Origin of the sequence: Mesorhizobium sp. WSM3866 (assembly GCF_002294795.1) — a bacterium.
In the GTDB taxonomy this organism is placed as follows: Bacteria; Pseudomonadota; Alphaproteobacteria; order Rhizobiales; family Rhizobiaceae; genus Mesorhizobium.
Genome location: NZ_NSGC01000002.1, coordinates 351,287 through 363,764, shown reverse-complemented (window position 1 = coordinate 363,764; position 12,478 = coordinate 351,287). Strand labels below are relative to the sequence as shown.

Below are 12,478 nucleotides of genomic sequence, written 5' to 3'. Positions count from 1 at the left end.
CCTATTCGCTATTCGCTTCTTTACGCCGCTTCAGCCGCCAGGCGCTGCGCCTTCTCGACCGCTTCCTCGATGCCGCCAACCATGTAGAAGGCCGCTTCCGGCAGGTGGTCGTAGTCGCCGGCGCAAAGGCCCTTGAAGCCCTTGATGGTGTCGGCGAGGTCGACCAGCTTGCCGGGCGAGCCGGTGAACACTTCGGCGACGAAGAACGGCTGCGACAGGAAGCGCTCGATCTTGCGGGCGCGGGCAACGGTCTGCTTGTCCTCTTCCGACAGCTCGTCCATGCCAAGGATGGCGATGATGTCCTGCAGCGACTTGTAGCGCTGCAGGATCGACTGCACCTGGCGGGCGACCTGGTAGTGCTCCTCGCCGACGACCATCGGGTCGAGCATGCGCGAGGTCGAGTCGAGCGGATCAACGGCCGGGTAGATGCCCTTTTCCGAGATCGCGCGGTTGAGCACGGTCGTGGCGTCGAGGTGGGCGAAGGAGGTGGCCGGCGCCGGGTCGGTCAAGTCGTCGGCCGGAACGTAGATGGCCTGCACCGAGGTGATCGAACCCTTGGTCGTGGTCGTGATGCGTTCCTGCAGCGCGCCCATGTCGGTGGCAAGCGTCGGCTGATAGCCCACGGCCGAGGGGATGCGGCCGAGCAGCGCGGACACTTCCGAGCCCGCCTGGGTGAAGCGGAAGATGTTGTCGACGAAGAACAGCACGTCCTGGCCCTGGTCGCGGAAATACTCGGCGACGGTGAGGCCGGTCAGGCCGACGCGGGCGCGCGCGCCCGGCGGCTCGTTCATCTGGCCGTACACCAGCGCGGCCTTGGAACCCTGGCCGCCGCCCTTCTTGTTGACGCCCGATTCGATAAACTCGTGATAGAGGTCGTTGCCTTCGCGGGTGCGTTCGCCGACGCCGGCGAACACCGAGAAACCACCGTGAGCCTTGGCGACGTTGTTGATCAGTTCCTGGATCAGAACGGTCTTGCCGACGCCGGCGCCGCCGAACAGGCCGATCTTGCCGCCTCGGGCGTAAGGCGCCAGCAGGTCGAGGACCTTGATGCCGGTGACCAGGATCTGCGCTTCCGTCGACTGGTCGACATAGGCCGGGGCCGGCTGGTGGATGGCGCGCATTTCGACGGCGTCGACCGGGCCGGCCTCGTCGACCGGTTCGCCGATGACGTTGATGATGCGGCCGAGCATGCCCGGGCCGACCGGCACCGAAATCGGTCCGCCGGTGTCATAGACATCCTGGCCGCGCACGAGACCTTCGGTCGAGTCCATGGCGATGCAGCGCACGGTGTTCTCGCCGAGATGCTGGGCGACTTCGAGGACGAGGCGGTTGCCGACATTGTCGGTTTCCAGCGCATTCAGAATGGCCGGGAGATGATCTTCGAACTGGACGTCGACGACGGCGCCGATGACCTGGCGCACCTTGCCGGCGGCGCCGACCCGCTTCGCCGCAACGCTGGCCGCCTTCGCCGGAGCCGCTGCCTTGGCCGGAGCGGCCGCCTTCTTGGCCGGAGCGGCATTCGCGGCTGCTGCCGGAGCCTTTGCCGCCTTGGGGGCCGGTGCCGCCTTGGCGGCGGTCTTCGGGGTAGCTGCTTTCGCCATCGTCTTTGCCCTTTTCGTCTGTCTGTTGCTCACGCCTTCTGCCGCGAGGTCGATTGCCTCGGCGGCGGGGCGCGCCTAGAGCGCCTCGGCGCCCGAAATGATTTCGATGAGTTCCTTGGTGATCTGCGCCTGCCGCTGGCGATTGTAGGTGATCGACAGCCTGTTGATCATGTCGCCGGCGTTGCGCGTCGCATTGTCCATCGCGCTCATCTTGGCGCCCATCTCGCCAGCCGCGTTTTCCAGCAGCGCGCGGAAGATCTGCACCGCGATGTTGCGCGGGATGAGGTCGGAGAGGATCTCGCCCGGCTCCGGCTCGTATTCGTAGACGGCCGTGGCGCCGTTGCTCGTCTCGGCAGCGGCGGAAGCCGGGGCCGCCGGGATGATCTGCTGCGCCGTCGGAATCTGGCTGATCACCGACTTGAATTGCGAGTAGAACAAGGTGCAGACGTCGAAGCCGCCCTGATTGAACAGGTTGATCACCTTGCGCGCAATCGCATCGGCATTGACGAAGCCGAGCGTCTTGACCTCGCGCAGGTCGACGCGCTCGAGGATCAGCGAGCCGTACTCGCGGCGCAGGATGTCAAAACCCTTCTTGCCGACGCAGATGATCTTGACCTGCTTGCCGTCGGCGAGAAGCTTACGAATATGCTCGCGGGCCAGGCGCGCGATCTGGGAATTGAAGCCGCCGCACAGTCCGCGCTCGGCGGTGCAGACGACGAGCAGATGCACGTCGTCCCTGCCGGTGCCCGTCATCAGCGCCGGGGCATCGCCGCCGCCGCCGATCGCCTGGGTGATGTTGGCCAGCACAGCCCCCATCCGCTCGGAATAGGGACGCGCCGCTTCCGCCGCTTCCTGCGCGCGACGCAGCTTCGCCGCGGCGACCATCTGCATCGCCTTGGTGATCTTCTGCGTCGCCTTGACCGAGGCGATACGGTTACGAAGGTCTTTTAATGAAGGCATGCTTCAAACCTGATCCCGTGCGTCCGGCTGTTCGTTAAGCGAAGGTCTTGGCGAAGGCGTCGATCTCGGCCTTGAGCTTGCCGCGCAAGTAGTCCGACAGCGCCTTCTCCTTGCGGATGCCGTCGAGCACGTCCTTGCCGGCCGAGCGCATGTGGCTGAGCAGGCCATGCTCGAACTTGCCGACCTGGTTCAGCGCCAGTTTGTCGAGATAGCCATTGACGCCGGCGAAGATCACCGCGACCTGCTCTTCGGTCTTGAGCGGCGAGAACTGCGGCTGCTTCAGGAGCTCCGTCAGGCGCGAACCGCGATTGAGCAGACGCTGGGTGGCGGCGTCGAGGTCGGAGCCGAACTGCGCGAAGGCCGCCATTTCGCGGTACTGCGCGAGCTCGCCCTTGATCGAGCCGGCGACCTGCTTCATCGCCTTGACCTGCGCCGAGGAGCCGACGCGCGACACCGACAGACCGACGTTCACCGCCGGGCGGATGCCCTGGAAGAAGAGGTTGGTCTCGAGGAAGATCTGGCCGTCGGTGATCGAGATCACGTTGGTCGGGATGTATGCCGACACGTCGTTGGCCTGCGTCTCGATGATCGGCAGCGCGGTCAGCGAGCCGTTGCCATTATCGTCGTTGAGCTTCGCGGCGCGCTCCAGCAGGCGCGAATGCAGGTAGAACACGTCGCCCGGATAGGCTTCGCGACCCGGCGGGCGGCGCAGCAGCAGCGACATCTGGCGGTAGGCGACGGCCTGCTTCGACAGGTCGTCATAGCTGATGAGGGCATGCATGCCATTGTCGCGGAAATATTCGCCCATGGTGCAGCCGGCGAACGGCGCCAGGAACTGCATCGGCGCCGGATCCGACGCGGTGGCGGCGATGATGATGGAGTAGTCGAGCGCGCCGCGCTCCTCGAGCACCTTGACGAACTGCGCGACGGTCGAGCGCTTCTGGCCGACAGCGACGTAGACGCAGTAGAGCTTCTCCTTCTCCGGGCCGTTGTCGTGCACCGACTTCTGGTTCAGCATCGTGTCGAGGATGATGGCGGTCTTGCCGGTCTGACGGTCGCCGATGACCAGCTCGCGCTGGCCGCGGCCGACCGGGATAAGCGCGTCGATGGCCTTGAGGCCGGTCGACATCGGCTCATGCACCGACTTGCGCGGAATGATGCCGGGTGCCTTGACGTCGACGCGGCGGCGTTCGGTCGCCTGGATCGGGCCCTTGCCGTCGATCGGATTGCCGAGCGCGTCGACCACGCGGCCGAGCAGGCCGGGACCGACCGGAACGTCGACGATGGCGCCGGTGCGCTTGACGGTGTCGCCTTCCTTGATGTCACGGTCGTTGCCGAAGATGACGACGCCGACATTGTCGGCTTCGAGGTTCAGCGCCATGCCGCGGATGCCGCCCGGGAATTCGACCATCTCGCCGGCCTGGACGTTATCGAGCCCGTAGACGCGGGCAATGCCGTCACCGACGGACAGAACCTGACCGACTTCGGAGACCTCGGCCTCCTTGCCGAAATTCTTGATCTGGTCTTTCAGAATTGCGGAAATTTCCGCGGCGCGGATGTCCATCAGCCGACCTCTTTCAGTGCAAGCTTGAGCGAATTGAGTTTGGTTTTGAGCGACGTATCGATCTGGCGCGAGCCCATCTTGACGATCAGGCCGCCGAGCAGCGACGGGTCGACGGTCATGGCGATGGCCACGTCCTTGCCGGCGATTCCCGTCAGCGTCGCCTTGAGTTCGGCCTGCTGCGCATCCGTCAGCGCATGCGCGGAGGTGACTTCGGCGGACGCCTCGCCACGGTGGTCGGCGGCAATCTTGCGGAACGCCTTGATCATGCCGGGCACGGCGAACAGGCGGCGGTTGCGGGCGACGACGCGCAGGAAATTGCCGACGAGGCCGGTGATGTTGGCTCTGGAGATGATCGCGCCGATCGCCTTGGCCTGATCGTCGCTGGAGAACACCGGGCTGTTGATGAGCCGGGCAAGGTCGGCGCTGCCATTGAGCATCGCCTCGAAATCGTTGAGGTCAGCCTCGACCTGGGCGACCGAATTTTCCTGCAGCGCGAGCTCGAACAGCGAGCTTGCATAGCGCTCTGCGACAGCTGAGATTGGCGATGACGATTGGGCCACGGACCGTCTTTTCTCTTGTCTGACAGGCCGCAGATTGTTGGCGCGAGCGAAAACTCTGGCTAAATCTTTGACCTTACTGCGATTTTTCCAAGCACGGAGGGATGGCTTCCGCTATCCCCGGCCGAAAGTCGATTGCCGTCTAGCACAGGCCTTTTGAGACCGCAATGCATCGTCCGGCATGGTTTCAGGCACTTTTGTCGCATCAGACGGCGAAGGCCGAGCCTGAGCGGCGGATTAGCCACGAATTCACGGTACGAAGCCGAAGGCGAAGGCAAGCGGCAGCGCCGCCAGGGCCAATTCAACCACGATGGAAGCCCAGTTGAAAGGTGTATTGGCGCCGTCCGACATCATCGACAAAAGCCGACCGAAAGCGGTGAACAGCCATGAGAAGCCGAGCGCCATATAGAGCAGCGGCTGTGCGAGCAGGATGCAGCACAGGCTGACGCCGAGATAGAAGCCCGACATGCGGCCGCGCCCTTCGGCGATCGCCGCCGCTTTCTCCGGCTTTGCCTGCAGGCGCAGGATGCGGAAGGCGAGATTCGGCGCCAGGAAGAGGCCGAGGCCGATGAGCAGCGTCACGACGGCGCTCGACCATGCCAGCCACTCGCCCTGGCTCGCCGGCCACGGAAACGCGAACTCCATCTGATCCCCCTCGTAAAGTCTTGTTCTGAAATTGCCGGCATTCTAGCCGAGGAAAATCCGCGCGCCAGATGTCGGCCGGCACATTTGAAAAGACCGCAAGAGAAGAAGCGACAGAACAGCGCCCGATCAGGACAATGCGAAGTCGATCGCTGCCTCGGCCTGGATGCGCGTGGTGTCGAACACCGGCATGTCGAAATCGCCCTGGCCGATCAGTATGGTGATCTCGGTGCAGCCCATGATGAGGCCGTCGATCTTTTCGTCGCGCCGCAGACGGCCGACTTCCTCGACGTAGGCGGACTTCGAGTCGGCTTTGACGACGCCTTGGCAGAGCTCATCATAGATAATCCGGTGCACCATGTCGCGGCCGGCCTGGGCGGGCACGACCGGCTGCAGGCCGTATTTGTCGGCGAGCCGCCCTTTATAGAAATCCTGTTCCATGGTGAAGCGTGTCGCCAGCAGCGCCGGGCGCTTCACGCCTGCGGCGACAACAGCGTGTCCAGTTGCGTCGGCGATATGGATAATGGGAATCGAGATGGCCGCTTGCACCGTGTCGGCGAGTTTGTGCATCGTGTTGGTGCAAATCATCAAGCCCTCGGCGCCGCCGGCCTCCAGCTTGCGCGCTGCTTTTACCAGAAGGACACCGGCGCCGTCCCAGTCGCCGGCATGCTGGCGTTCGGCGATCTCGGCGAAGTCGAACGACCAGAGCAACAGCTCGGCCGAATGCAGCCCGCCCAGCCGCTCGCGCACGATCTCGTTGAGCAGTCGGTAGTAGATCGCCGTCGATTCCCAGCTCATGCCGCCGATAAGGCCGAGGGTTTTCATAAAGCGAGCACTCCGTTGGGACTGTCTTTCTCGCTTATAGGAAGGTCTGCGGGTCGATGTCGACCTGCACCCTGACGGAGCCGCGCAGCTTCGGCCCCTCCGCCAGCATGGCTCGAATAAACCCTTGCATGTCCGCGCGCCGCCCGCCCTGGACAAGCAAGCGGAAGCGGTGGCGGCCGCCGATCAGCGACAGCGGCGCCTCGGCCGGTCCGAGCACGAAGAGATCGGAGGCTGTAGGTGCCGCGCGCCGCAAGCCCCGCGCATGGGTTTCGGCCTCGGCGCGTGTCGCGGCACTGACGATGATGCCGGCGAGCCGGCCGAACGGTGGCAGCGCGGCGCGCTCCCGCTCCGCGATTTCGCGCTCGTAGAAGGCTTCCGAATCGCCGGAGACGATCGCCCGCATCACCGGATGGTCGGGCTGGTAGGTCTGCAGCAGGCCGAGGCTCTTCTTGCCGGTGCGGCCCGCGCGCCCGGTCACCTGGCTGAGCAGCTGGAAGGTGCGCTCGGCGGCGCGCGGATCGCCATTGGCGAGGCCGAGATCGGCGTCGACCACGCCGACCAGCGTCATGCCGGGGAAGTTGTGACCCTTGGCGACGAGCTGCGTGCCGATGACGATATCGGCCTCGCCATTGGCGACGGCCTCGAGCTCGAGCCGCAGCCGGCGCACGCCGCCCAAGAGATCGGACGACAATACGATCGTGCGGGCTTCCGGGAAATGCGCCACCACTTCCTCGGCGATGCGCTCGACGCCCGGCCCGCAGGCGACCAGATGATCGAGCGTGCCGCATTCCGGGCAAGCCTCCGGCCGCCGCTCATTGTGGCCGCAATGATGGCAAACGAGCTGGCCGCGAAAGCGATGCTCGACCAGCCAGGCCGAGCAGACCGGGCAGCCGAAGCGATGGCCGCAGACGCGGCAGAGCGTCAGCGGCGCATAGCCGCGCCGGTTGAGGAAGAGCAGCGACTGCTCTTGTCTCTCCAGCGTGCGCTCCATCTGCTCCAGAAGGAGAGGCGACAGAAAACCGCCGCGCGCCGGCGGCGCGCGCCGCATGTCGATCGTTTTCAGGTCGGGGAGCGCCGCCTCGGCAAAACGCGCCGACAGCACCGCGCGCTGGTAGCGGCCCTGGCTGGCGTTGACGCGGCTCTCGACCGACGGCGTCGCCGAGGCGAGCACGACCGGGAAAGCGCCGATATGGCCGCGCACCACCGCCATGTCGCGCGCATTATAGAAGACGCGGTCTTCCTGTTTGTAGGCCGGGTCATGCTCCTCGTCGACGACGATCAGGCCTAGCTCCTTGAACGGCAAGAACAGCGCCGAGCGCGCCCCGGCGACGACGCGCACGCCACCCTCCGCCACCTGTCGCCAGACGCGTTCGCGCATCCGGGGCGGCAGGTCCGAATGCCACTCCGCCGGTTTGGCTCCGAAGCGGTCCTGGAAGCGCTCGAGGAAAGCGTGCGTCAGCGCGATCTCCGGCAGCAGGATCAGCACCTGCTTGCCCTTGTCGAGCGCCGCCGCCACCGCCTCGAAATAGACTTCCGTCTTGCCCGATCCGGTGATGCCGTCGAGCAGGGTGACGTTGAAGGCGCCGGCGGCGGTCGCCGCGCGCAGCTTCTCGGCCGCCGCCTTCTGGTCCGGCATCAATGCCGGCACAGCATGGCCGGGATCGGGTGCGGCGACCACCGGCCTTGGCGGGATCATCACCGTCTCGAACACGCCTTGTGCCCTCAAGCCATCGATGACGGTCGAGGAGACACCCGCCGCATGGGCGAGACCGGAGCGCGTCCAGGCAAGCCCGCCTTCGGCCGTCTCCAGCACGCGGCGTCGCGCGTCGGTCAATCGGTCGGGCTCGGCAAGCGTGCGCTGCAGGCCTTCGATCCACGGCTCCGGGTCGAAAGCTTCCGGCGCCCTCAACAACATCCGCGCCACCATGCCGGGCGCCGACAGCGTGTATTGGGCGATCCAGTCGACGAAACGGCGCATCGCCTTGTCGATCGGCGGGCAGTCGAAGACCTCCTCGATCGGCCGCAGCTTTTTCGGATCGACGGATTCGACGACGGCGTCCCAGACGATGCCGGCGACCTGCCGCGGCCCCAGCGGCACGCGCACGATCGAGCCCGGCACCACGCGCATGCCTGGCGGCACGGCATATGTGTAGGGCCGTTCGGCCGGCATCGGCACCAGCACCGGCGCGGCCGCGACAAAGGGCGAATCTTCGATCATCGGGCGTGACCTTGCCCCGACTTTGCTCTAGATCAAAGGGGACCCCCGCATCTGCCTGGCCGGCGTCAGGCAATCCCCAAGGAGACAGCCATGAAGTTTTTTGTCGATACCGCTGACATCAAGGAAATTAAGGAGCTGCACGATCTGGGGCTGCTCGATGGCGTCACCACCAACCCGTCGCTAATCCTGAAATCGGGCGGCAAGATCGCCGAGGTCACCAAGCAGATCTGCGACATTGTCGAAGGCCCGGTCTCGGCCGAGGTCGTGGCGACCGAGTACAAGGAGATGATGGCCGAGGCCGAGGTGCTGGCCAAGATCGCACCGAATGTGGCCATCAAGGTGCCGCTGACGCTGGATGGTCTGAAGGCCTGCAAGACGATCCGCACCGAGATGAACCGCATGGTCAACGTCACGCTCTGCTTCTCGGCCAACCAGGCGCTGCTTGCCGCCAAGGCCGGCGCCTCCTTCATCTCGCCCTTCGTCGGCCGCATCGACGACACCGGCTCGGACGGCATGGAGCTGATCTCGGAAATCCGCACCATCTACGACAATTACGATTTCAAGACCGAGATTCTGACCGCTTCCGTGCGTACGGTGAACCACGTCAAGCAGGCGGCTTTGATCGGCGCCGATATCGTGACCGCGCCGCCGGCGACGTTGAAGGCGCTGGTCAACCATCCGCTCACGGACAAGGGCCTCGCCGCCTTCCTCGCCGACTGGGCCAAGACCGGCCAGAAGATTGGCTGAGGCCCGAGATCAGACAACAAAAAGGCCGGGATAACCTGGCCTTTTTGTTGCATCGAATAGGGAAATAGCGCGGCGGCGCTCAGAGACCAGCTCAGGCCTTCTTGCCATTCTTGGCCAGGTCCTGGGCGATCGCCAGCCTGAGCAGATCGGCGAGCTCGCGGGCGGCGCGGTTCTCGGCGTCGATCTGCGCCCGGTAGGCCGCAAACTCCTGGCGCGGCCGGTCGAAGGAGGAAGGAATCGAGCGCTTGCCGAGCGCGACCACAGTGCCGGTCGCGGCGTCTCTGAGCACATAATTGGCGGTGAGGGTCACGGTGCCCGCCGTCGGCTCGTCCTCTTCGGTTTGCACCTGAACGATGGCCGCCGACTCGACAAGCTCGGTGACGCCGAGGTCGAGCGTATAGGCAGGCGATGCCGGCTCGCCCGAGCCCTGGCCGAAAGCGAAGATCAGGTTGTTGCGCACCTGCTGCGCAGGGCGCGTGCTGACCGGCTTGATCGATATCGACGCCAGCTCGGCGGCGGCCCCGACCTGCGACCCGGCGGTGAGCGGCGCGCTGGAATAGAGCGGCCGCACCGTGCAGGCGGAGACCAGTGCCAGCGAGGCGATCAGGCCGCTGAGAGCAGCGCGACGCAGCAAACGCGCCGCCTGTGACTTTTCCGGATCAGGCAACGACATTGACGATCCTCTGCGGGATGATGATCACCTTGCGCGGGGCTTTACCATCGAGCGCTTTCTGCACGAAGTCGAGAGCCAGCACCGCTTTTTCGACGGCACCTTGATCCGCGTCGCGGGCAATTGTCAAATCCCCGCGCTTCTTGCCGTTGACCTGCACCGGCAGCATGATCTCGTTGTCGACGACTAGGGCCGGATCGTAGGCAGGCCACGGCCGTTCGGCGACCATCTCGGTGCCGCCCAACGCCTCCCAGCATTCCTCGGCCAGATGCGGCATCACCGGCGCGATCACATGCACCAGGATCTCGACGGCCTCGCGGCAGGCGCCCTTCAGCGCCGCGTCAGCCTTGCCTTCGGCGACGTCGTTGAGCGGCACGGCCAGCGCATTGGCAAGCTCGTAGATGCGGGCGATAGCTCGGTTGAAGCCGAGCTTCTCGATGTCCTCGCCGATCGCCTTAAGAATCTTGTGCGCGGCCTTGGAAACGGCACCTGCCTCGCCTTCGCTCGCCGCGGCCGGCTTCACGTCGCCAAGCTGTTCGGCCGCGATCTGCACCAGGCGCCAGACGCGCTGCACGAAGCGATGCGCGCCGGCGGCACCTTCGTCGGTCCATTCGACGTCGCGCTCGGGCGGCGAATCCGACAGCATGAACCAGCGCGCGGTATCGGCTCCGTAGCCGTCGGTGATCTCCTCCGGACTCACCGTGTTCTTCTTCGATTTCGACATCTTCTCGAGCGCGCCGATCGACGCTTCCTCGCCGGTCGCGATCTCGATGGCGCGGCGCTTGCCGCCGGCATCCTCGATCCTGACCTCGCTCGGCGACAGCCAGCGCCCATTTGTCGACGGACCGCCGACGCGGTAGGTCTCGTGCACCACCATGCCTTGCGTGAACAGGCCCTTGAACGGCTCGGCGAGGTTCAAATGGCCGGTCTCGCGCATGGCACGCGTGAAGAAGCGCGAATAGAGCAGATGCAGGATCGCGTGCTCGATGCCGCCGATATACTGGTCCACCGCCAGCCACTCGTCCGCCGCCTTCGGCTCGGTCGGCTCGTTCGCCCAGGGGGCGGTGAAGCGCGCGAAATACCACGACGAATCGACGAATGTATCCATCGTGTCGGTCTCGCGCCGCGCGTCGCGCCCGCATTGCGGGCATTTCACGTGACGCCATGTCGGATGCCGATCGAGCGGATTGCCCGGACGGTCGAACTCGATGTCGTCAGGCAGTTTCACCGGCAGATCGGCCTTCGGCACCGGCACCACGCCGCAGGCCTCGCAGTGGATCATCGGGATCGGGCAGCCCCAGTAGCGCTGGCGCGAGATGCCCCAATCGCGCAGGCGGAAATTCACCTTGCGCTCCGCCATCGGCCGGCCGCCGATCGTCTTCTGTTCGAGCAGCTTCGCCACCTCGTCGAACGCGCGCTGCGGCTTCATGCCGTCGAGGAAGCGCGAATTGATCATCACGCCGTCGTCGACATAGGCCTCCTCGGTGATCTGGAAGCTTTTTGCGTCGCCGTCTTCCGGCATCACTACCGGGACTACCGGCAGGCCGTATTTGTTGGCGAAGTCGAGGTCGCGCTGATCGCCCGACGGGCAGCCGAAGATGGCGCCCGTGCCATACTCCATCAGCACGAAATTCGCGACGTAGACAGGCAGCGTCCAGCCGTCGTCGAAAGGATGGACGACGCGGATGCCGGTATCGAAACCCTTCTTTTCGGCCGTCTCAAGCGCCGCCACCGAGGTGCCCATATGGCGGACCTCGTCGATGAACTTGGCCAGCGCCGGATTGTTCTCGGCGGCTTGTTTGGCCAGCGGATGATCCGCCGCGACCGCCATGAAGGAGGCGCCGAAGATGGTGTCCGGCCTGGTCGTGTAGACTTCCAGCTCGTGCATGTCGCCGCCGATCTTGGCAGAGCTTGCAGCCGCCAGCGGCCAGCGGATCAGCAGCCCTTCCGAGCGGCCGATCCAGTTATGCTGCATCAGCTTGACCTTCTCCGGCCATTCGTCGAGACGGCCGAGCGAATCCAGCAGGTCCTGCGCGAAATCGGTGATCTTGAAGAACCACTGCGTCAACTCGCGCTGCTCGACCAGCGCGCCCGAGCGCCAGCCGCGGCCGTCGATGACCTGCTCGTTGGCGAGCACCGTCATGTCTGCCGGGTCCCAGTTGACCTTGGAGGATTTGCGCGTCACCAGCCCCTTCTCGACGAAGTCGAGGAACAGCATCTGCTGGCGGTGATAGTAGTCGACGTCGCATGTGGCGAACTCCCGCGCCCAGTCGAGCGACAGGCCCATCATCTTGAGCTGCTCGCGCATGACGGCGATGTTTTCGTAGGTCCAGTCCTTGGGATGGACCTTGTTCTGCATCGCGGCATTCTCGGCCGGCATGCCGAAGGCGTCCCAACCCATCGGGTGCAGCACGTTGAAGCCCTTGGCCCGCTTGTAGCGCGCGACGACGTCGCCCATCGTATAGTTGCGGGTGTGGCCGATATGGATCTTCCCCGAGGGATAAGGGAACATCTCGAGCACGTAGTATTTCGGCTTCGGGTCCTCGTTCCTGGCCTCGAACAGCTTCTTTTCGGCCCAGGCCTTCTGCCATTTGGGCTCTGACGTGCGCGGATTGTATCGTTCGGTTGCCATCGGATGTTTTTCACTTAAAAGCGGGTGCGCGGCGCTGGGCAAGGCCGGCAGCCGAGACAATG

At 65.1% G+C, this 12,478-nt stretch carries 10 protein-coding genes; 1 reads left to right on the top strand and 9 read right to left on the bottom strand.

Annotated features, from left to right (window positions below):
* Positions 1 to 20: 20 nt before the first annotated feature.
* The 7 genes from atpD to CK222_RS05905 form a co-directional block, all read right to left on the bottom strand.
* Positions 21 to 1,601, bottom strand: a complete 1,581-nt coding sequence (gene atpD / locus CK222_RS05935; protein ID WP_067002177.1) for a F0F1 ATP synthase subunit beta — start codon at positions 1,599 to 1,601, stop codon at positions 21 to 23.
* 75 nt (positions 1,602 to 1,676) lie between these two features.
* Positions 1,677 to 2,561 (bottom strand): F0F1 ATP synthase subunit gamma, encoded by an 885-nt coding sequence (locus tag CK222_RS05930; RefSeq protein ID WP_095799719.1) that lies wholly within the window; start codon positions 2,559 to 2,561, stop codon positions 1,677 to 1,679.
* 34 nt (positions 2,562 to 2,595) lie between these two features.
* On the bottom strand, positions 2,596 to 4,125 hold the full coding sequence (gene atpA, locus CK222_RS05925; RefSeq protein WP_095799718.1) for a F0F1 ATP synthase subunit alpha: 1,530 nt from the start codon (positions 4,123 to 4,125) through the stop codon (positions 2,596 to 2,598).
* Complete coding sequence (locus tag CK222_RS05920; protein ID WP_095799717.1) at positions 4,125 to 4,685, bottom strand: F0F1 ATP synthase subunit delta; 561 nt, start codon at positions 4,683 to 4,685, stop codon at positions 4,125 to 4,127. Before CK222_RS05920 ends, atpA begins: the two co-directional genes overlap by 1 nt.
* Before the next feature lie 246 nt (positions 4,686 to 4,931).
* Positions 4,932 to 5,327 carry a DUF4345 family protein gene (locus CK222_RS05915; protein WP_095799716.1) on the bottom strand — a complete coding sequence of 132 codons (396 nt, stop codon included), beginning with the start codon at positions 5,325 to 5,327 and terminating at the stop codon, positions 4,932 to 4,934.
* A 126-nt stretch (positions 5,328 to 5,453) separates the two neighbouring features.
* On the bottom strand, positions 5,454 to 6,149 hold the full coding sequence (locus CK222_RS05910) for an aspartate/glutamate racemase family protein (RefSeq protein ID WP_095799715.1): 696 nt from the start codon (positions 6,147 to 6,149) through the stop codon (positions 5,454 to 5,456).
* Positions 6,150 to 6,183: 34 nt separating this feature from the next.
* Positions 6,184 to 8,367: a primosomal protein N' gene (locus CK222_RS05905; protein WP_095799714.1), complete on the bottom strand. Its 2,184-nt coding sequence runs from the start codon at positions 8,365 to 8,367 to the stop codon at positions 6,184 to 6,186.
* A 90-nt stretch (positions 8,368 to 8,457) separates the two neighbouring features.
* Here CK222_RS05905 and fsa point away from each other — a divergent pair, with 90 nt between their 5' ends.
* A complete protein-coding gene (fsa, locus tag CK222_RS05900; RefSeq protein WP_095799713.1) occupies positions 8,458 to 9,114 on the top strand; it encodes a fructose-6-phosphate aldolase in 657 nt (218 codons plus the stop codon).
* Between the two features lie 91 nt (positions 9,115 to 9,205).
* On the opposite strand, the gene lptE is transcribed toward fsa, so the two are convergent.
* Both lptE and leuS read right to left on the bottom strand, forming a co-directional pair.
* Complete coding sequence (gene lptE / locus CK222_RS05895; protein WP_067324955.1) at positions 9,206 to 9,787, bottom strand: LPS assembly lipoprotein LptE; 582 nt, start codon at positions 9,785 to 9,787, stop codon at positions 9,206 to 9,208.
* Positions 9,774 to 12,416: a leucine--tRNA ligase gene (leuS, locus tag CK222_RS05890; RefSeq protein ID WP_095799712.1), complete on the bottom strand. Its 2,643-nt coding sequence runs from the start codon at positions 12,414 to 12,416 to the stop codon at positions 9,774 to 9,776. The genes lptE and leuS overlap by 14 nt, the downstream gene beginning before the upstream one ends.
* Between the last annotated feature and the right edge of the window lie 62 nt (positions 12,417 to 12,478).